The organism is Ferrimonas senticii DSM 18821 (assembly GCF_000422665.1).
Classification (GTDB): Bacteria; Pseudomonadota; Gammaproteobacteria; order Enterobacterales; family Shewanellaceae; genus Ferrimonas; species Ferrimonas senticii.
Map to the genome: position 1 here is coordinate 647,928 of NZ_AUGM01000001.1, position 20,136 is coordinate 668,063.

Below are 20,136 nucleotides of genomic sequence, written 5' to 3' on the forward strand. Positions count from 1 at the left end.
TAACAACGCCGCGTCGAAGTTCGACGCGGCGTTGTTATTTCTAGGGCTTGTTGGCGTTACAGCATTTCGGTTGTTTCGGCCGGCGGTTGGTTGGCTGGCTGATCCGCCACCGGGGTCAGTTGCAGTGGTTGCTGTGGCCGGTCACTGGCTGGCGCCAGATTAAACGGGATCTGCAGCGATACCCCCTGCTCGTCTAGCGCGACCAGTTGCTGTGGCCCATTAATCAATCGGTTAAGGTTGATCTCGACTTTGTTGCCGTCGGCAATCGCTTCGCCATTGAGATACCATTCGACGGTGCCATTGGCGCTGGTGACGTTGATCTCAAGCGCTGGCATGCGTTCGCCTTTGATCCGATAGAAGGTCTGATCCGGCTTAATCCCGGTCAGCTTCAGATCGCTGCTTTCCCATGGGATGTTGGGGCAGTAATCGTTAAAGGCAGGCATCCGCTGGGCACGACGCATCTGCTCTGGCAACCACGGCTCGAGTACGTGTGGCCACAATACTGCCGTTTCATATTCCGCGCGGTTTTTGTAACAGCCACGGCTTAAGCGCTTCTCGGTCACCCGATCCACATACATGCCACGTTTGCTGCGAAACCATCCTGCCTCGTCGCCGGCTTTCAAGGTTTGTGGCGCGCTGCCATTTTTAGTCCAAGCAATTTTACGCAGATCACAACCAGAGGTATTCACCCCAGTGGTGCGACCGTCAGGCCAGCAGATCTCAGCCTGTTTTACCCCGCGCGGACGTTGCATATCGCCAAGGTTACGGTAGTTTTTCAGCGCATCGGTGATGGTCACCAAGGCCGACAGCGAATCGGCTTTACCGCTAACAGGGCTGGAGTAGATGTCATCGTGCACACCAACCCAAACCCCGAGGGTAAATTCCGGCGTTACCCCAATCGACCAGTTGTCACGCCCGGCCCAGCCGTTGCCGGATTTCCACGCTAATACTTCTGGCTGCTGGGTTTCAACAAAGGATGGTACTTTGGCTTCACGTAGGCTGTTCCAAGTGATCCACGCCGATTCTCGGCTCATGTAACGTTTCGGATCGGTCGGCTCACTGGGCAGATATTGGATTGGCGCCACCTCACCGTCACTGGCAAGTGCCGCATACATGGTTACCATCTGCGCTAAGTTGGTTTCCGCTTCACCCAACACCACCCGTGGTGATAATTCAAAGTCACTTAAATTCAGTGGCTGACCTACTTTTTCAAAGGTTTGCAGGAACTTGCGTTCACCATAGTTTTCAATCAGTTGGACGAACGGCAGATTAAGCGATTGCTGCAACGCTTCCGAGGCGGAAACCGGACCGATAAACTCATCCAAGCCGTCCGCCACTTCGCGCAGGTAACCTTTGCGGGGAATGTCCGCCAGCAACGATTCTGAATGAATTAGTCGCTCATCTAAGGCTTTGGCGAACAGCATTGGCTTATACATATCCCCGGGCGAACGCACCGCCTGCACCATATCGGTGGTGTCATGACCTGGCGAATTACCCACGTAGGCGATCACCTGCTTGCTGGCGTTATCGACCATCACCATCGCCATGGTCGAACCATTGACCTGCTTGTCGGCAAATTCGGCAGCGTAACGTTCAAGCTCTTGCTGCAGCAGCGGATCGATGGCGCTGTTGATCACTTCATCGGCTGAACGCGGCGCAACTAATTGTGAAAACTGACTAGCACGGGCAGGCTGGGTTAATGACACTTTGTTAACCGGCAACGCTTTGGCTTCGCTTAGCTGTTGATGGCTAAGAAAATCATCAGCGGCTAGTTGATCCAAAATGGCATCACGCTGCTGACGGGCACGCTCTGGAAACTTATCCAAGCGCAGCGTTTTCGGCGCTTGCGCCACCGCCAACAACAGCGCGGCTTCGGCCGGTTCTAGTTTGGCTATGGGACGGTCAAAGAACTGGTAACTGCCAGCTTGCACGCCCTCTATCTGCTCGGTCAGTGGCAAATAGTTGACGAACAGCGCTAGGATTTGCGGTTTATCAAACTGCAGTTCTAACTGAACTGAGCGCACCCAGTTCATCCAGTTACCCTCATCGGGATACAGCAGTTGTGCAAGGCGGGTATTTATTGATTTCCCGCACAGCGATGAGTTATCGCTAACAACGTCAACCACCGCCGAACACAAGGTTCCAACTGGGCTGAAACCAAAGTGATCGTAAAAATCGCTGTCGTAATGCCCCAGTACTAACCGTTCAAACTCTTCTGGGATCTGTGAGGGGCTGATTGGGTAACGCCATTTGCCTTGATTGTTTAGCAGTACCGACAGCGGTCGACCGGTGTTATCTACCACGACTTTTGACGGCTGGTGCAGTTCGCTGGGGACGGTCAGTGGGCTGCTAAGGTTGCTCCACAAAAAGCCGGCGGTCAGTACCAATCCGGTTGCCACGGCAACTTTGGTCACCCCCAGCGCTTTGCGGGTCACGGTCGCTGGGATAAGCGGATCACGCTTCGATTGGTTATTCCCTTGTTGTGATCCATTGCCATCACGGCTGCTCCCTTGCCGCTTTGTCGAAAACATGTAAAACCCTCTTGTCTGTCGAACAGGTGCTGGCCAGCGGCTACTTCCTATATGCCCAACTAACCGAAGTGTTGTTATTAGGGCGTGTTGACCTTTGCCATATATTTTTGCGCCCATCATCAGTCATTTTTTATGCCAAATTAGACTTGCTCAGTCGATTTGACTGTTTGTTAATCACCGAAGGGCGCCTTGCAGGGTCGGACTAGCGGTTGTCACTCTTCGTCATACGATTTCGACGTAGAGCCACTATGCCTTCAATCGTAATCCTCGATTGACAGCCGCTATCCTCGACCAAATTCTGAACACCAAACATCAACACGCCCTAGTGTCTCTGCATCGCTGTATGCGCAATGCGACTAAAGACTTAATTGCAAACATAACATTAACAATCACACCAATTAAAGTTGTTTGTGAATTCAACAATTTCCGTCTATGACTTGCGTTGATCACAGTGAATTTGGCTCACAATATTATTTTTCAAACAGTCGTTTTACAGGCAATTAACCCTGTGGTCAGATAACTCTTCTTAATCAAGGAGGAGATTTTGCCGATGAGTGACCAACAAACACTGCTTCGACTGTTGAGCGAACGCCGCTCGGTACGCGGTTTTTTGCAGCAACCGGTAGCGAACGCCCTACTGCAACAGATCTTTAGCGATGCGCAGCTAAGCCCATCAAACTGCAATACCCAACCGTGGCATACCTATGTTGCCTCCGGTGCCAGTTGCCAACGGTTGCGCCAAGGCTTGGTGGAACAGGCCAGCAGCGGCGTCACCCCCAAGGCTGAATTTGGCTATTACAGCCAGTTCGAAGGCGATGCTAGACAACGGCAGGTTGAATGCGCCGAAGTGTTATATGGGTCAATGGGTATTGAACGCGGTGACAAAGTTGGCCGCATGGGGGCGCTGCTGCGCAACTACCAGTTTTTCGACGCCCCACATGTGGCCTTTATCTGTATGGATACCCGGTTTGATGTCGTCAATGCCATCGATATTGGCACCTACCTACAAACATTGATGCTGTTGCTACAAGCCAACGGCATTAGCAGTTGCGCTCAAGGGGCATTGGCTTACTTTCCAGAACTGGTTAAACAGGAACTGGATATCCCAGCGGAACAAGGGATCATTGTTGGTTTGTCCTTCGGTTACGAAGATCCCAATCACCCCACCTGCGCCGCCCGTACCAGTCGTGCTGCGGTTCAGCAATCGGTCAGCTTCAAATCATAACTGTTAGCGCTATCACAACCTAAGCCAACGCGGTCGCAGATAATGTCGCCTCGCTTCATTTCCAAGACCGCTTATGCCTGCTGTACTCGACCGCTTTTTGGGTTACGTTAAATTTGATACCCAAGCCAACCCCAACAATCCAGCACTGCCCTCCTCTTCAGGACAACTGTTACTTGCCCAAGCTTTGCAGCGAGAACTTATCGAACTCGGCTTCAGCGACGTGTCTCTGGATGAACACGGTTACCTAATGGCGAAACTGCCCGGTAACGTCGACTACCCAGTACCGGCAATTGGCTTTATCGCCCATCTGGATACCGCACCAGACGCCTCTGGTGCCAACGTTAAACCGCAGGTCATCGAGCGCTACGCCGGTGGCGTTATCGCCCTTGGTGGCAATGACCGTTTAGACCCTGCGCAATATCCGGTGCTGAACCAGTTATTGGGGCAAACCCTAGTCACCACCGATGGCAGCACCCTGCTGGGCGCAGATAACAAGGCTGGCATTGCCGCCATCATTAGCGCGCTTGCTCAAATCAAAGCCGATCCAACCCTAGCCCATGGCGATCTCTGTGTTGGTTTCACCCCAGATGAAGAGATCGGCCGCGGCGCCGACCTATTTGATGTTGCCAAATTTGGCGCCCAGTGGGCTTACACCATCGATGGTGGGCCGGTTGGCGAGTTGGAATATGAAAACTTCAATGGCGCCAGCGCTACCATTCGCTTTATCGGCAATTCGGTGCACCCTGGTAGCGCCAAAGGCAAATTGGTCAACGCTCTCAGTTTGGCCTGTGCCTTTCAGCAGCAGATGCCAATCAGCGAAACCCCAGAACACACCGAAGGTTATCAAGGCTTTTATCATCTGGTGGCGATCAGCGGTGGCACCGCTGAAGCCAGTTTGAACTACATCGTCCGCGATTTTAGTGATACCGGCCTGTTGGCACGGCAACGATTCTTACAAGCGCAAGTAGACGCCTTAACCGCCAATGGCATCGACTGCCGGTTGGAGTGGCATGACGGCTATCGCAACATGAAATCGATGGTCGAGCCGCACCCACACATCATTGAGTTGGCACAACAAGCGATGGCACAACTTGGGATCACCCCAGAGATCAAACCGATCCGTGGTGGCACCGACGGCGCGGTATTGTCGTTTAAAGGGCTACCCTGCCCCAACCTGTTTACTGGCGGCTACAACTTCCACGGCAAGCATGAATTTTTGGTGGTTGAACAACTCGAACAAGCGGTAGCAACCATCATTAATATTGCGCTGCTGACCGCCAAACGCTACCAACCGTAAACTAACTCGCTTTACCAATCAGCCGTCCCCGTGACGGCTTTTTGATAAAATCAGCGAGCGAAAATAATCGAAATACCGTTAACGATAACCGCCATCATGGGTGTGATTGCTGATCACTTGGCAACATTAAGACGGCGTGGCACTGTGGCAAAATCAAGCAGATAACAACAAGGAGTAGCTGCAGTATGTGCGGGATTTTCGCCATTGTCGATCTCAAGTCAGATCCGCAGGAATTACGCCAAAGCGCCCTAAAACTGGCACGCACCCTACGCCATCGTGGCCCGGATTGGTCTGGGATCTACGCCGATGAGCAGGCGATTTTAGCCCATGAACGTTTGGCCATTGTTGATATTGAAACCGGTGCTCAGCCGCTGTATTCCGCCGATGGTAACTTGGTGTTGGCGGTTAATGGCGAGATCTACAATCATCGCCAACTGCGCAAACAGTTATCGGTCGGCTACCAATTTCAAACCGGTTCAGATTGCGAAGTTATCCTCGCGCTCTATCAAAAATACGGCACCGATTTCCTTGATAAACTCAACGGGATCTTCGCATTCGTGCTGTGGGATCGCAGCAAGCAAACCTATATGGTGGGGCGCGACCACTTAGGTATTGTGCCGCTATATCAAGGATTTGATGAATTTGGTAACCGCTACTTTGCCTCAGAGATGAAAGCACTGGTGCCAGCTTGCAATCAGATCAGTGAATTCCCTCCGGGCCACTATTTCGATTCCCGTCGCAAAAGCCCAAGCCACTACTACCAGCGCGATTGGCAACAGTTCGACGCGATACAAGCCAATGACGCCGACATCGCTACCTTGCGCCAAGCTCTGGAAGACGCAGTTCACCGCCAATTGATGTGTGATGTCCCGTATGGCGTGCTGCTTTCCGGTGGTTTGGACTCGTCGATAACCTCTGCACTGGCGAAAAAGTTCGCCGACAATCGCATTGAAGAGGACGATCACAGCCCGGCATGGTGGCCGCAACTGCACAGCTTTGCGATCGGCCTTGAGGGCGCACCGGATCTGAAAGCCGCCGCTGAGGTCGCCGAAGCCCTAGGCACCGTTCACCACGAGCTGCACTTTACCGTTCAGCAAGGTATTGATGCGCTGCGCGATGTTATCTACCACCTTGAAACCTATGATGTCACCACCGTGCGAGCATCGACGCCGATGTACCTGATGGCGCGAATGATTAAGGCGATGGGGATCAAGATGGTGCTCTCTGGCGAAGGTGCCGATGAGTTGTTTGGCGGTTACCTGTATTTCCACAAAGCCCCAAATGCTCAGGCATTCCATGAAGAAACCGTGCGCAAACTGGATAAACTGCACCTGTATGATTGCCTGCGCGCCAACAAAGCGATGGCCGCGTGGGGGGTGGAAGCTCGAGTGCCGTTTTTGGATAAAGCGTTTGTCGATGTGGCAATGCGGATTAATCCTGAAGCCAAACTGATTAAAGATGGTCGTATCGAGAAACACATTTTGCGCGAAGCGTTTGCCTCTTACCTGCCGGAAGCGGTGGCTTGGCGGCAAAAAGAGCAGTTCAGCGATGGCGTCGGCTATGGCTGGATCGATCAGCTCAAAACCTTTGCGGAAACCCAAGTCAGTGATTTGGAACTGGAAAACGCCAGCTATAAATTCCCGATCAACACCCCTGAAACCAAAGAAGCGTACCTCTATCGGCAGCTGTTCGCCGAGCAGTTCCCACTGGATGATTGCGCTCGCTGCGTTCCTGGTGGCAAATCAGTCGCTTGTTCTACCCCTGAAGCGCTAGCGTGGGATGAAAGCTTAAGCCAAGTGACCGATCCTTCAGGTCGCGCGGTGATATCGGTTCACAGCGACAGTTATTAGGGTAGCGATTAAGGTACTAAAGTGGTGATTAAGCGCAATTAATCACCACTTAAACCGCCGCCTTGCAGTAATTGAATTCATTCAAATTTGGTTCAGTATCGGTTGTTATGCTCGCGCCAATAACGGCGGCTAACCCCTCTCAAAATCCAGTCGTCACTACTGCGCCAACTTGTCCTAATTATCCTATCCAGATTTAACAACTCCTTGCGCCAAATAGGTAAACCAACACCACAATACATCCGCGTGCGAGTCGTGTTTATCGCCGATGCTGTCTAAGCTTGCCGCTCCGTTGTCACCCTATTTATTTAAGGCTAAATCATGAAAATCAGCTGCCGTAACCAATTCGCCGGTCAAATCGCTGCAATCAATAAAGGCGCAGTAAACAGCGAAGTTGCACTGACCATCAACGAGCAAGTGCAGATCACTGCGGTTATCACTAACCAATCTATCGAGCGTTTGGAACTGGCCGAAGGCAAAGACGCACTGGCACTGATCAAAGCCTCTGACGTAATGATTGCCACCGATGCTCTGCGCATGAGCGCTCGCAACGTGTTCACCGGCACCGTAGCTAAGGTGGTATCCGGTGAAGTTAACGACGAAGTGACCGTAACCATCGGCGATTGCGAATTCGTAGCGATCATCACCAAAGCTTCCAGCCAGTCTCTGTCACTGACTGCTGGCCAAGCGGCAACCGTAGTGGTTAAAGCCTCTTCCGTTATCCTAGCGGCTTAATTAGCACGTCTAAGAAACGACAATGCCCAGCACTTGCTGGGCATTTTTGTTTATTAGGGCGTGTTGACCTTTGCTGTATATTTTTGCGCCCATTAATGACTATTTTTGACAGCAAATTGATCTTTGTTGGTGAATGTTGCTGTTTAGTGCTCACTAAGGGGCGCCTTGCAGGGTCGGACTAGCGGCTGTCACTCTTCGTCATACGATTTCGACGTAGAGCCACTATGCCTTCAATCGCAATCCTCGATTGACAACCGCTATCCTCGACCAAATTCTGAACACCAAACGTCAACACGCCCTAGCGACGTCGTTTAATCGGCGCGGCCAATATCAGCGGCTTTGCCACCTGTCAGTTTTAGTAGATCTGTTGCCGCCAACTCAATCTCTAACCCGCGACGACCCGCAGAGACAAAGATGGTGTCAAAGCCGAGCGCACTGCTATCCAATACCAGTGGCAAGCGTTTTTTCTGACCTAATGGGCTGATGCCGCCAACCACATAACCGGTGGCTTTTTCTGCCATATCTGGCTTTGCCATCGCCAGCTTTTTGGCAGCAACCGCTTTGGCCAGTGCCCGCAAATCTAGTTGTCCCGATACCGGCACCACGGCAACGTATAGCTTGCCGCTATCATCGCTCGCCAACAGCGTTTTAAATACCCGCTGTGGCAGTTGTCCGAGTAGCTGCGCCGCCTCTTCACCGAAAGACGCCGCATTGGGATCGTGCTGATACTGATGGGTAACAAAGTTAACTTTGGCTTTTTTCGCTGCGGTGATCGCTGGGGTCATTTAGACAACCACCTCAGTCAATTCAACATCCGCTTGCGCCAGCAGCTCTTTGTAACTTTCCGGCAATCCCTGATCGGTCACCACCATATCGAACTCATGGTTTTCCATCGCCAGAAAGCTGCCAGAACGGCCAAATTTACTGGAATCGACCACCAAGATATTTTGTTTGGATACCGCCGACAGGGCTTTTTTAACCATCACTTTGGCTTCACTTGGGCTAGAGATCCCGCGGCGATCCCAGCAACTGGCAGACAGGAACGCCACATCGACATTCAAACGCGACACAAACGACGCCGCCATGTCACCAACGCAAGAGTGATTGTCGCGATCGACCTTTCCGCCGGTTAGGTAGTGTTCGCATTTACCGTGTTCAGCCAGAAAGTCGGCGATAAACATATCGTTGGTCACCACCAAAATATCGTCGCGATGGGCAATCGCCCGAGCCACTTCCATAATGGTAGTACCGGCATCAAGGTACACGGTCGAATGCGGCGGCACTAGTCCGCCACAGGCGCGGCCCAATGCCAGCTTGATATCGAGATTCTGGGTGCTCTTAATTTTGTGGTTGGTTTCGTGGCGCACGGTTTCAATTCGCTGCACACCACCGGCCACCGAAAACACTCGGCCCTTCTCTTCCAGTTTGGCGATATCCCGGCGCACGGTCATATGGGACACCTGCAACATCTCGGTCAACTCACCGATGGTGCAGATCTCCTTGTCCTCAAGCATGCTTAAGATGACGCGTTGTCGTTCAGCTGGGATCATGGTCTCTCCTATATCTATTCGGCAATTCATCGCCAATGCTGCAAAAGCGAGATTTTAACGCGATCACAGCAATTGCCAAACTAAAGCTATGTCAAATCGATAAAAAAAGCCGGTTAGAGAACTAACCGGCTTATCTATATCGCTTTAGGCACTATCAGAACTGCATATTAACGCTGGCAAAGTACACTCGGCCAATGGTCTCATAGACCTCAGGAATAGTACCCGCATCCTTACTGTTGTACGGGATCATCAATGGATCCTCATCAGTCAGGTTACGAATGCCAAGTGTGGTACTGAAGTTATCATTGATAAAGAAGGTACCAGACACGTTGTGGTACATGATGCTATCGATCTTTTCAGATACGGTTTCTGAGCGATAGTTATCCATCGAACCAATATAACGGTTACTGTAAGTAAACGAGTAGTCATCATGACTTGCTGTAACGCTCAACTGATTTTTCCACTCAGCATAAGCGCCGTAAACGCCACTGATCTTACCGGTATAATCATTACCATCCTGTTCAAATTCTAACAGATGGGTTAGGTCATTATTAACCGACCATTCCAGCCCTAACCCTTCGAACTGATAGAACACGTTGAAATCGATACCACTAGTATCTTGAGTTCCGACGTTAGTTAATGCATTGGTTAAACCGGTAAGGTCCCGTGAATCGCCATTAACGATAATATTAAACGTTTCACATGCGGCAGTATCGCCAGCCTTACAGTCGTATAAACCTTGCTGAACATCACGGCGGGCAATGGCGTCGTCAATCTTAAACGCCCAGTAGTCTACGGTGAACGACAAGCCATCAATCGCACTAGGTGAATAAACCGCACCTAAGGTAAATGACTCTGACTCTTCGGCATCAAGGTCGGGATCGGAGGTCCAATTCACTAAGATTTGTGGGTCAGGTGATTCGCCCCATGGGTCAGTTAAATATTCATAAGAGCCAACGTTACCACCGAACAACTCCGATACGTTTGGCGCGCGGAAGCCAGTTGCCACTACAGTACGCAACATTAAATCGTCAGTCGCTTCGTAGGTTAACCCTACTTTCCAAGTTGTCGCTTTACCAAAAGTACTGTATTCGTCATAACGCAGTGCAAATTCACCTAACAGCTTTTCTGTGAACGGGATCGATATCTCTTGGTAGAGCGAGATAACATCGTAGTCACCATCGGTCGGATCTTGCTGGGAAGCAGTACCTTCGCCAGCCTGAATTACTGGATCTGGCGTAAAGTAACCCTCTTCGAAACGATATTCGGCACCGATCGCGAAGCCAATAGCCCCGGCTGACAACTCAAACAATTCACCGCTTAGCACCCCAGCGACCACATGCTGATCATTGCCGCCGGTGGAGTCCTCAAGGTAAGAGATGTCATCGACATATTGCGCAATATCATCAGGGTTACCGGTAAACCAATCAGCGGAATTCTGGTAAATAGAGTCGATGAGATTAGCAGCATTAACAGAATTGCGAACGTAGGTATCGGCGCGATTGCGACCGTAGGTATAGGACAGCTCCCAGTCCATCCCAGTATTGATGTCGAGATAACCAGCCAACGCCGCAGATACACGCATGGTATCAGTCTCTTGCTCGAAGATCCTCGGACCAACTTCGACCATACGACGGCGGTAATTCAATCGTCCCTCATCATCCACTTCAACCGCTGCGGGAAGTCCTGCAGGTCGATCAATGCAATTTGGCTTAACATGTACAACACCGTCGCTGTCGGCTTCCCCACAAACGTTTAACATGACGTTAGCTGGTTGGGGGGCCATCTGCTGCTTGGATTCGCGACGGGTATAAAGCGCATCAGCGGTAAACACCACCTCGTTATCAAACTCATGCACCATGTTGGCAAATAAACTGTATTTGGTGCTTGGAGTCTGTAGATAACTGGTTTCGGTGTAATCGTAGCCAAAGTCTCGCTCGCTCCATGAACCATCAGCATTAGGAACATAACCACCTAAAGTTCCACCAGGAACAAAGGAAGATGCGCCCGGTTCGACCCAGTCACGATCGGCTTGACTGACAGTGCGGCGATCCGTGTACGAGAAGCCTACGGTGTAGTTACCCTTTTCGGTGTTTGCACCGTACAACCCTGAAAATTCTATGTTTTCACCATCGCTATCACCGGTCATGTCACCGGCGATATCGATATTAAACCCTTCAAAATCGCGCTTAGTGATGATGTTCACCACACCTGCAATCGCATCTGAGCCATATACCGCAGAAGCACCATCTTTTAATACTTCAATACGCTGAATCATCGCTACCGGAATGGCATTCAGATCCACAGCAGAATCGGCGCCAGAGCCCGAATTTACCATCCGACGACCATTTAACAGCACCAACGTACGATTTGCTCCCATTCCGCGCAAATCGACCTGTGCAACCCCATCGGCACCATTGTTTGTGGTTGAACCAACTGCTAAACCGGCCATCGCAGGCTGATTTTGTAACACTTCATCGATCGAGGTGTAACCTTCTGCCTTAATGCTACTTGCATCAATAACAGTCACCGGACTAGCGGTTTCCATATCGGCGCGTTTGATACGTGAACCCGTTACTTCAATTCGTTCTACATCCGCACCCTCTTCCGCTGCTACAGCGAAGCCGCCTGTGCTGAGCGCCACGGCGGTGATCGAGGAATAAATTAAACTCTGGCGTACTGCCTTGGATACTGACGATTCCATAGCCATCATTTTGCTCCTTGCCCCACTGTCTTCTGTTAACTTTACGTTTTGATGCAGCGAGTTAATTTTTATTAAAAGCGAGCGCAACATTGCGTTCACAACAAGGATAATTATCGCAACAAAATCGCAAGTCAAGATCGTCGTTTAATAATCAACCAGGACAAATGTTAGCAGCATGTTAAATAACAAATCAAAGCTTCACTCAAAGTTGCAACCATTGCCAGCTAAGCCTATTAAATCGGCAAAACAAAGCAGCAATTTAATTTCGCGAACGCAACTCAACTCACCGATGACTATTTAATTTTTTTTCATACTCATGCTAGTTAAATTGCTACCAAGTCACATCATTGCCAATTTTTGGATGTCAGATTGTCAGCCCATAAGTAATTGTTGAGTTATTTAGTCAAGTATGTTGCTGGCGAAGATCAGTTATCCTCTGCCACTAACAATAGCTGCTCGCTGTTACAAATAACTCACTAGTTAATACAGCAATAATCTCGGTCGAACTTTATCCAGCAGCGACAAACGGCTATCGACGACTGATCCACAGGCAAACAAGCTGATTGTCCTTGGGCAACTGGCAGCTTCGATACTTTTTTGTGCTTTTGCGCATTAATGCCCGCGAATTCTCACCCTTAAGTCATTCAAAACTGATATATTTCGATTCCGGCTGTGTCTGGCCAGCAGACACATTCGGTAGCTGCCGACCTTAAGGGATCCAGCATGACAAACCCTCTGTATCAAAAAGACATCATCTCTATCAGCGATCTGACTCGCAGCGAAATGGAGTTGATCGTTGCCACCGCCGAATCAATTAAAACAACACCACGGCCATCACTGCTTGCTGGCAAAGTCGTCGCCAGCTGCTTCTTTGAAGCCTCTACCCGTACTCGCCTGTCCTTTGAAACGGCGGTGCTACGCTTAGGCGGCAGCGTTATCGGTTTCGATTCCGGCGGCAATACCTCGCTGGCGCAAAAAGGCGAGACTCTGGCCGATTCGGTCGAAGTGATTGGCTCTTATGCTGACGCGTTTGTGATGCGTCACCCGCAAGAGGGCGCTGCGCGCCTAGCCAGCATGCACACCAACATTCCGGTAGTGAACGGCGGTGATGGTGCCAACCAGCACCCCACTCAAACTCTGCTGGACCTGTTTTCGATCTACGAAACCCAAGGCACCTTAGAGGGGCTAAAGGTGGCGATGGTTGGCGATCTTAAGTACGGTCGCACCGTGCATTCGCTGACTCAAGCTCTGGCACGTTTTGGCTGTGAATTTATCTTTGTTGCCCCAGAACCATTGCAGATGCCAGCGTACATCTGCGAAGAGCTCGACAGCGCCGGTATCAGCTACCGCAGCAGTGACGATCTGGAAGCGATTCTGGCAGAGATCGACGTGCTGTATATGACCCGCGTCCAAAAAGAGCGCTTCGATCCGACCGAATATCAGCACATGAAATCCAAGTTTGTGCTCTCTGCCGATATGCTGACAGAGGTCAAACCAAACCTGCGGATCCTGCATCCACTGCCTCGGGTTGATGAAATCACCACCGACGTCGATGCCACCCCGTATGCCTATTACTTCCAGCAGGCCGAAAATGGCGTGTACGCCCGCCAAGCACTGCTGGCGCTGGTTATGACTGAGGAGCTGTAACCGATGAATAAACTGCAAGTTGAAGCCATTGAGCATGGCACTGTCATCGATCACATTCCTGCGGGCATGGGGGTGCGGATCCTTAAGTTCTTCCAGTTAACCACCAATGGCGAACGGATCACCGTTGGCTTAAATCTGCGCAGCGGCGAAAACGGCACCAAAGATCTGATTAAGGTAGAAAACACCACTTTTACCAAAGAACAGGCCGACCAACTGGCGCTGTTCGCCAGCAGCGCCACCATCAATCAGATCGCCAACTTTGAGGTGATCAGCAAGTACCACGTTGAATTGCCAGAAGCGATTGATGAGGTGTTAGCCTGTCCAAACAGCAACTGCATCACCAATCATCAGCCGGCGAAGACGCGCTTTTACGTAAAACAAAGCGACCAAGCGCCCAAGCTGAAATGCCAGTACTGCGAAAAAAGCTTTAACGTCGAGCTGTTCAGCGAATTGAACTAGGCCAATTGCATCTTGGTTGATTTACGCCCAGCATCGTCTGGGCGTAGTTATTTGCAAAGGAACCCAACCGATGGATAGACAACAAACCAATGACTTTCTGGCGAACTTAGTTGGCAGTGAGTTAAGTCACCCGTTTGGTGGCGGTGTCGAGGTCTACAAAGTTGGCGGCAAGATGTTTGCCCTGCTGAGCCAAGGCTACATTAGCGAACATCCGTGGCTTAACCTGAAGTGCGATCCGCACCAAGCGCAGATCCTGCGGGATATCTTCCCTGCGGTAATAGCCGGCTACCATATGAACAAAACTCACTGGAATACGGTGATCCTCGATGGCACGGTGCCAGCGGGCGAGATCCAACGAATGATTGACCACTCCTATCAATTGGTGATCGCAGCGTTACCGAAAAAACAGCGGACGCACGTTAACTTACAGCAGATCCACCAAGGTAAACCGTTGGAATCAAAGCCAGAATAAGCCAAAGCTAACAGTCCATTCGCATCCAGATGTGAGTTAGCTCCCAGCCCACAAAAACCTTTGGCTAATGTCATTCTCGCCACTGCCATCCTAGGCTAGAGTCATTGCATACACTCAAAAGGAAACTCACCATGTTTAAAGCACTGCAGCTCACCCAAGAGGGTAAAGCCACCGTTGCCGCCATCAACGGCATCACTGCCGACGCTCTGCCGGCCGGCGATGTTCTGATCCAAGTGGAACGCTCGTCGCTGAACTACAAAGATGGTTTGGCGATCACCGGCAAGGGCAAGATCATTCGTGATTTCCCGATGGTACCAGGTATCGATTTCGCCGGTACCGTGCTGGAATCTGCCGATCCGCGTTACACCGTCGGCCAACATGTCATTCTGACTGGCTGGGGTGTTGGTGAACGCCACTGGGGCGGCATGGCGCAACAAGCCCGGGTCAAAGGCGATTGGCTGGTAGCGATGCCAGAGAACTGTGGCAGCCACAAAGCGATGGCGATTGGCACTGCGGGTCTAACCGCGATGCTGTGTGTGCAAGCACTGATCGACGGCGGCGTAACCCCAGAAAGCGGTGATATTCTGGTGTCCGGTGCGTCCGGCGGCGTTGGTTCTGTCGCGGTAACCCTGCTGGCAAAACTGGGTTACTCCGTCACTGCCCTGACCGGCCGCATCGAACAGAACGCGCCGCTGCTGAAAGAGCTGGGCGCGAACGAGGTGATCGATCGCAGCGAACTGAATGGTGAAGGTCGTCCGCTGGATAAGAGCCGCTGGGCCGGCATGGTTGATACTGTTGGTGACAAGGTACTGGCCAATGCGCTATCCCAGATGAACTACAACGGCGTCGTGGCCGCTTGTGGTCTGGCCGGTGGTTTTGCGCTGCCGACCACTGTGATGCCTTTCATTCTGCGTAATGTCCGTCTGCAAGGCGTAGATTCAGTGATGTGCCCAACTGAGGTACGTCAGCAAGCATGGAGCAAGCTGATTGAACTGCTGCCAGAGTCGTTCTACAACGACGCTTGTGAGACCATCACCCTGGAACAGGTGCCAGAGTACGCCGAAGCGATCACCAACGGTCAAGTGACTGGTCGCGTAATCGTCAAGCTATAGTCGTGTTTAAGTAGTCGTTAAGCGGTAAGCGCCAACACAACTCGAACACAGCAATGCCCCGCCGATGCGGGGCATTTTTGTTGCACAAATAAACGCCACTCAAAATCGCGTCGAACAATAAGCCTTTCCTCTTAGCGACTCTAGCACGTAAAATCCCCAACCCATTTTACGCCCTGCCGAGTTAAATCCATGAACGGTCGCCACCATGCGGCAATTGCTATCGCCAGTTGGGTGGCCGCAGCGCCTTACCTTCCCGGTGACCTCGCTGCTCCCTTCGCTGGACCTCTTGGTTACGCCGGCGGCTTGTTGCTGTGCTGGCTTGGCGGCTTGCTGCCGGATCTGGATACTCCGACATCGAAGATGGGCCGCTGCTTGCCAGGATTAAGCCACGCGGTTCATTGGCTATTTGGCCATCGTGGCTTCACCCATTCACTGCTGCTGCCGTTGTCAGTAGTCATCGCCTTTGAACTACTGCAACAACCGCTGCCGTTGTCGTGGTTGCTGCCACTAGCGATTGGTTGGAGCAGTCACATCATCGCCGATATGTTTACTCCTGCTGGGGTACCGGTGCTGCTGCCGGTGGTGGTTAAATTCAAGCTGCCGCTGGCCAGCAATGACCTCTATGAGCGCGGCATTACCGGAGTGCTGGTGGTGCTGCTGTTGTCGGTCGGTTTACTGCCAGATGCGCTGCTTACAGATTTGCACGCTGCATTCAGCCGAGCTTTGCCAATATAGGTACTGCATAAGGGATCCGGCCACTGCCGGATCCAGTCTGCATCTCGGGCTTAAAACCAGTCGGACTTAAAACCATTCGGGCTGCATCGCCGCACAACTGTCGTTGTAACCACGTAATAAACGCGCTTGATGCTCTACCTCTGGCAATTCCCAGTCGATGAAGTATTTGGCGGCTTGCAGTTTACCAGCCAACCATTGCCGCTGTTGGCGATCCTCACTGCCACCATAGCGGCGCTGGGCACACTCGGCGGATTTTAGCCAGATCCACGCCACCACGGTTTTGCTGAACATATCCAAAAACAGCGCCGAATTATCCAGCACCTTGGCAGCCTCGCCCGCTTGCATCGCCCCGGCAAACTGTTCAATCACGCCACTGACGGTTAACAGATGCTGGGCAAACCCTTGTCGCAATGACGCCAGTTCAGGAAAGTGCTCGGCCGCCGCCACGGTTTGTTGAAACTGGGCCATCAATAGCGCGAGCCCTTGGCCACGATGTTGCCAAAGCTTACGCCCGAGCAGGTCCAACGACTGAATGCCATCGGTGCCTTCATGGATCCGATTTAAACGATTGTCGCGGTACAGTTGCTCGACGTTGTATTCGCGGGTGTAACCCGCGCCGCCCAGCACTTGGATCGCCAGATCGTTACTTTTCAGGCCATAAATGCTGGGGAAGCTCTTAACCACCGGAGTCAGCAGATCCAGCAACTGCGCCGCCTCGGGATCTTCGCCAGCCTCAGCGCGATCCACCAAAGTGGCGGCATACAGCGTCAGCGCCAACGACCCTTCGCTGTAAGCTTTTTGCGCCAGCAGCATCCGCTTAACGTCACAGTGTTCGATGATCGCCACCGGCGTTGAAGTTGGGTCGAGATTGGTAGGCGCCCGCCCCTGCGGCCGCTGTTTGGCGTAATCCAGCGATTCCAGATAACCCCGATAGCCGAGCGCCGCCGCCCCAATGCCAACAAAGATCCGTGCCTCATTCATCATCTGGAACATGTACTTAAGGCCTTGATGCGGTTCGCCAAGCAGATAGCCGACGCAATCATCGTTTTCGCCAAAGCTGAGTGCGGTTGAACTGGTGCCACGGTAGCCCATCTTATGCAGCAGCCCAGCCAACTGAACATCATTGCGCTTGCTCGGCTGCCCCTGCGGATCCAATAAAAACTTAGGCACGATAAACAGCGAAATGCCTTTGGTGCCCGCCGGCGCGCCTTCGATCCGTGCCAGCACCAAATGGACAATGTTATCGGTAAGGTCATGTTCACCGGCGGAGATGTAAATTTTGTTGCCCTTGATCCGGTAACTGCCGTCGCTGTGCGGGGTCGCTTTAGTAGTCAGATCCCCAAGGGATGACCCAACGTCCGGTTCGGTCAATGCCATGGTGCCGGAGAACTGCCCCGCCAGCATCGGCTCGGCAAACTGTTGGCGCTGCTGATCGCTGCCAAAATTTACAATCACCTTAGCGGCGGCACTGGTTAAAAACGGATACGCCGCCGACGCCACATTGGCGGCAGCAAAGATGCTACCGACCGCCGCAGTGATGGTGTAAGGCAACTGCGCACCGCCATGTTCGGCGGCAACATCGGCACTTAAAAAACCGGCGTCACGATAGTGCTGCCACGCGCTTTTAAGCGCCGCCAAGGTAGTTACCTGGCCATCGTTGTGGGTCGGTTCCTGTTCATCCGCCAGCTTGTAGTGATTGGCAAAGTGATCACTGGCAATGCGCATGGCGCTGTCGATCACCTCATTAAAAGTGGTGCCATCGTGATCACTAAAGGGGGCCAGCTTGGTGAGTTGTTCAACCTCTAACAGGTCGTCCAAGATAAATTGCAGTTCGCGGCGGCTGATAAATTCCGACATGGTCATCCTTGGTTTACGCTAATTGACGATTGCCTGTCAGTATCCCCCTTTGCATCGACGCTGGTGATTGTCATTATGGACAGCCAACGAGGAATAATTGCCAAGGAGCGGTAATGTTAAACGTGGTGGTGTTAGGCTTTGATAAGGCGCTCTCTAGCGCCATCGCCGGGGTGGTTGATCTGCTCTCGCTGACGGGGATCAGTTGGAATCGCCTGCAAAACCAAACGCCAGAGCCGAAATTTCAGGTACAGATCGCCAGTAAAGATGGCGGTCCAATCCGCTGCATCAACGGCATAGACCTTAATGCTCATATCGCTTTCGCTGATATCGCCGAGCCCGACGCCATTGTGATCCCGACCATCGGTGGCCACATTCCCGATGTGCTGGCACACAATCCCAAATTACTGGCGGTGATCCGTCACGCTCATCAGCACAATTGGCTTATTGCCGCCAACTGCACCGGCAATTTTCTGTTAGCCGAAGCGGGTGTATTAGACGGTCGCCAAGCGACCACTCATTGGGGCTATGAACAACTGTTTCGCCAGCGCTATCCGCAGGTCGAACTGCAACCGCAATTGATGCTAACCCGCGACGACAACCTATTCAGCGCCGGCGGCGGCCAAGCGTGGTTTGATCTGGCGCTGCACTTGATTGAACAAGCCTATGGCTACGAAACCGCGCTGGAAACCGCCAAAGCCTTTGTCTTGGATTATCATCGCGACAGTCAACAAAGCTATTCGCTGATGAAGCTGGCCAAGCCGCACAAGGATCCGCTAGTGCACCAAATTCAGCGGCACTTGGATAATCACTTTGCCGAGCCACAAAATCTGGATGATCTTGCCCGCCAATTTAACGTCTCCAAACGCACCCTGATCCGCCGCTTCAACCACGCCTTAAACATCGCCCCAAATGGCTATATTCAATCACTGAGAATTGAATCAGCACGCAAACGCTTAGAGCAAACCAGCCAAACCGTCGAACAAGTGATGAACGCCGTTGGCTACGAGGATGCCAGTTCATTCAGGCGACTATTTCGCCAATACACCGGTGCGACGCCAACCGAATATCGCAAACGTTTTGGTAGAAAATTTCGCGCTTAGGGCAAATTCTTTACCCAATCAATGGCGACTGCGATTCGAAGTTGATGCACCTCAAACAACTCCACCACAACCTGCGAACAGATTTATTTTCAGAAATTTTCATACTCTAAAAAAGGCTAAAATCAACGCCATTGTGAGCATTTACGCAGTTTAGCGGCCAATTCAGATTTGTAATTTACCTCGAGTTTTCACTGTAAATACGGGATAGGACCCTATGGTAACTCGACGTAAATTTCTTAAAAACGGCGCTGCGGTTTCGATCGGCAGTGTCTATTCAGGCTCGCTGATCTCATTGTTGACTGGCGTTCCCAGCCAAGCCAACGCCAGCGAAAAAATCAACGTCCAACAACACGGTCTGCTGGTGGCCGATCCCAACCTTTGTGTTGGTTGCCGCCGCTGCGAAATCGGCTGCAGTTGGAGCCACGATGACGGCGATGTCAGCCCCACCACCGCCCGCATCAAAATCGAAAAAACCATGCTTTATGGCCCTACTGGCGTGACCGCCGATTACCACAATCAGCGTGGCCAATTGGGGGATCGGGTGATCGTTCCGGCCACTTGTCGTCAGTGCGATAACTGCTTAAAGGCTTGTGATCAAGACGCAATCAGTGTCGATGCCAACACCGGCGCTAAGTTGATCGATCACGACAAATGCATCGGTTGCGGCAAATGCGTCAGCGTCTGTCCGCAGGATGTGTTGGTGGTTAACCAAGCGACCCATCGTGCTCTTAAGTGCGATCTGTGCAGCGGCAAACCGAACTGTGTGCAGATGTGCCCTACCGGCGCCATCCGCTTCTACACCTGGGATCAGGCAGACGCGGCCCTGGCCAACTACGAAACCTTTATGCAGTCGGTCTAACTAGGA

The 20,136-nt window shown here is 51.9% G+C and carries 16 protein-coding genes; 11 read left to right on the forward strand and 5 right to left on the reverse strand.

Features of this window, described 5'->3' with window-relative positions:
* Window positions 1-56 precede the first annotated feature (56 nt).
* Entirely contained in the window at window positions 57-2,531 is a 2,475-nt protein-coding gene (locus tag G506_RS0102980) for a transglycosylase domain-containing protein (protein WP_028115581.1), read from the reverse strand.
* Between the two features lie 550 nt (window positions 2,532-3,081).
* Between G506_RS0102980 and G506_RS0102985 the strand changes: the two genes are divergently transcribed.
* From G506_RS0102985 to G506_RS0103000, 4 genes are all read left to right on the forward strand, one after another.
* A complete protein-coding gene (locus G506_RS0102985) occupies window positions 3,082-3,756 on the forward strand; it encodes a nitroreductase (RefSeq protein WP_028115582.1) in 675 nt (224 codons plus the stop codon).
* A gap of 73 nt (window positions 3,757-3,829) precedes the next feature.
* The gene (gene pepT / locus G506_RS0102990) at window positions 3,830-5,053 is read left to right on the forward strand and encodes a peptidase T (protein WP_028115583.1); all 1,224 of its coding nucleotides are present in this window, start codon (window positions 3,830-3,832) and stop codon (window positions 5,051-5,053) included.
* A gap of 185 nt (window positions 5,054-5,238) precedes the next feature.
* Window positions 5,239-6,903: an asparagine synthase B gene (gene asnB, locus G506_RS0102995; protein ID WP_028115584.1), complete on the forward strand. Its 1,665-nt coding sequence runs from the start codon at window positions 5,239-5,241 to the stop codon at window positions 6,901-6,903.
* Window positions 6,904-7,221: 318 nt separating this feature from the next.
* Window positions 7,222-7,635 carry a TOBE domain-containing protein gene (locus G506_RS0103000; protein WP_028115585.1) on the forward strand — a complete coding sequence of 138 codons (414 nt, stop codon included), beginning with the start codon at window positions 7,222-7,224 and terminating at the stop codon, window positions 7,633-7,635.
* Between the two features lie 311 nt (window positions 7,636-7,946).
* Here G506_RS0103000 and ybaK read toward each other — a convergent pair whose 3' ends face one another.
* From ybaK to G506_RS0103015, 3 genes are all read right to left on the reverse strand, one after another.
* Window positions 7,947-8,420: a Cys-tRNA(Pro) deacylase gene (gene ybaK / locus G506_RS0103005; protein WP_028115586.1), complete on the reverse strand. Its 474-nt coding sequence runs from the start codon at window positions 8,418-8,420 to the stop codon at window positions 7,947-7,949.
* Window positions 8,421-9,185, reverse strand: a complete 765-nt coding sequence (locus tag G506_RS0103010; protein WP_028115587.1) for a DeoR/GlpR family DNA-binding transcription regulator — start codon at window positions 9,183-9,185, stop codon at window positions 8,421-8,423. It lies immediately after the preceding gene.
* A 154-nt stretch (window positions 9,186-9,339) separates the two neighbouring features.
* Window positions 9,340-11,895, reverse strand: a complete 2,556-nt coding sequence (locus G506_RS0103015; protein ID WP_028115588.1) for a TonB-dependent receptor plug domain-containing protein — start codon at window positions 11,893-11,895, stop codon at window positions 9,340-9,342.
* A 717-nt stretch (window positions 11,896-12,612) separates the two neighbouring features.
* Between G506_RS0103015 and pyrB the strand changes: the two genes are divergently transcribed.
* The 5 genes from pyrB to G506_RS18595 all read left to right on the forward strand — a co-directional run bounded on the left by pyrB (window position 12,613) and on the right by G506_RS18595 (window position 16,314).
* A complete protein-coding gene (gene pyrB / locus G506_RS0103020) occupies window positions 12,613-13,536 on the forward strand; it encodes an aspartate carbamoyltransferase (RefSeq protein ID WP_028115589.1) in 924 nt (307 codons plus the stop codon).
* Between the two features lie 3 nt (window positions 13,537-13,539).
* Window positions 13,540-13,995 carry an aspartate carbamoyltransferase regulatory subunit gene (gene pyrI, locus G506_RS0103025; protein ID WP_028115590.1) on the forward strand — a complete coding sequence of 152 codons (456 nt, stop codon included), beginning with the start codon at window positions 13,540-13,542 and terminating at the stop codon, window positions 13,993-13,995.
* A 70-nt stretch (window positions 13,996-14,065) separates the two neighbouring features.
* The gene (locus G506_RS0103030) at window positions 14,066-14,467 is read left to right on the forward strand and encodes an MmcQ/YjbR family DNA-binding protein (RefSeq protein WP_028115591.1); all 402 of its coding nucleotides are present in this window, start codon (window positions 14,066-14,068) and stop codon (window positions 14,465-14,467) included.
* A 131-nt stretch (window positions 14,468-14,598) separates the two neighbouring features.
* Window positions 14,599-15,579 (forward strand): acrylyl-CoA reductase (NADPH), encoded by a 981-nt coding sequence (gene acuI / locus G506_RS0103035; RefSeq protein WP_028115592.1) that lies wholly within the window; start codon window positions 14,599-14,601, stop codon window positions 15,577-15,579.
* 189 nt (window positions 15,580-15,768) lie between these two features.
* Entirely contained in the window at window positions 15,769-16,314 is a 546-nt protein-coding gene (locus G506_RS18595; RefSeq protein WP_051201848.1) for a metal-dependent hydrolase, read from the forward strand.
* A 66-nt stretch (window positions 16,315-16,380) separates the two neighbouring features.
* Here G506_RS18595 and G506_RS0103045 read toward each other — a convergent pair whose 3' ends face one another.
* On the reverse strand, window positions 16,381-18,177 hold the full coding sequence (locus G506_RS0103045) for an acyl-CoA dehydrogenase (protein ID WP_205619456.1): 1,797 nt from the start codon (window positions 18,175-18,177) through the stop codon (window positions 16,381-16,383).
* Window positions 18,178-18,284: 107 nt separating this feature from the next.
* On the opposite strand from G506_RS0103045, the gene G506_RS0103050 reads away from it, so the two are divergent.
* The gene (locus G506_RS0103050; protein ID WP_028115594.1) at window positions 18,285-19,271 is read left to right on the forward strand and encodes a GlxA family transcriptional regulator; all 987 of its coding nucleotides are present in this window, start codon (window positions 18,285-18,287) and stop codon (window positions 19,269-19,271) included.
* A gap of 214 nt (window positions 19,272-19,485) precedes the next feature.
* Window positions 19,486-20,130: a 4Fe-4S dicluster domain-containing protein gene (locus G506_RS0103055; RefSeq protein ID WP_028115595.1), complete on the forward strand. Its 645-nt coding sequence runs from the start codon at window positions 19,486-19,488 to the stop codon at window positions 20,128-20,130.
* The last annotated feature ends 6 nt before the right edge of the window (window positions 20,131-20,136 follow it).

Excerpts from the sequence above, each read along its gene's own strand:
- acuI (WP_028115592.1), top strand. The coding sequence starts at position 14,599 with ATGTTTAAAGCACTGCAGCTCACCCAAGAGGGTAAAGCCACCGTTGCC.
- G506_RS0103000 (WP_028115585.1), top strand. The coding sequence starts at position 7,222 with ATGAAAATCAGCTGCCGTAACCAATTCGCCGGTCAAATCGCTGCAATC.
- G506_RS0103050 (WP_028115594.1), top strand. The coding sequence starts at position 18,285 with ATGTTAAACGTGGTGGTGTTAGGCTTTGATAAGGCGCTCTCTAGCGCC.
- ybaK (WP_028115586.1), bottom strand. The coding sequence starts at position 8,420 with ATGACCCCAGCGATCACCGCAGCGAAAAAAGCCAAAGTTAACTTTGTT.
- G506_RS18595 (WP_051201848.1), top strand. The coding sequence starts at position 15,769 with ATGAACGGTCGCCACCATGCGGCAATTGCTATCGCCAGTTGGGTGGCC.
- G506_RS0103055 (WP_028115595.1), top strand. The coding sequence starts at position 19,486 with ATGGTAACTCGACGTAAATTTCTTAAAAACGGCGCTGCGGTTTCGATC.
- G506_RS0103010 (WP_028115587.1), bottom strand. The coding sequence starts at position 9,185 with ATGATCCCAGCTGAACGACAACGCGTCATCTTAAGCATGCTTGAGGAC.
- G506_RS0102985 (WP_028115582.1), top strand. The coding sequence starts at position 3,082 with ATGAGTGACCAACAAACACTGCTTCGACTGTTGAGCGAACGCCGCTCG.
- G506_RS0103045 (WP_205619456.1), bottom strand. The coding sequence starts at position 18,177 with ATGACCATGTCGGAATTTATCAGCCGCCGCGAACTGCAATTTATCTTG.
- pyrI (WP_028115590.1), top strand. The coding sequence starts at position 13,540 with ATGAATAAACTGCAAGTTGAAGCCATTGAGCATGGCACTGTCATCGAT.
- G506_RS0103030 (WP_028115591.1), top strand. The coding sequence starts at position 14,066 with ATGGATAGACAACAAACCAATGACTTTCTGGCGAACTTAGTTGGCAGT.
- G506_RS0102980 (WP_028115581.1), bottom strand. The coding sequence starts at position 2,531 with ATGTTTTCGACAAAGCGGCAAGGGAGCAGCCGTGATGGCAATGGATCA.
- asnB (WP_028115584.1), top strand. The coding sequence starts at position 5,239 with ATGTGCGGGATTTTCGCCATTGTCGATCTCAAGTCAGATCCGCAGGAA.
- pepT (WP_028115583.1), top strand. The coding sequence starts at position 3,830 with ATGCCTGCTGTACTCGACCGCTTTTTGGGTTACGTTAAATTTGATACC.
- pyrB (WP_028115589.1), top strand. The coding sequence starts at position 12,613 with ATGACAAACCCTCTGTATCAAAAAGACATCATCTCTATCAGCGATCTG.
- G506_RS0103015 (WP_028115588.1), bottom strand. The coding sequence starts at position 11,895 with ATGGCTATGGAATCGTCAGTATCCAAGGCAGTACGCCAGAGTTTAATT.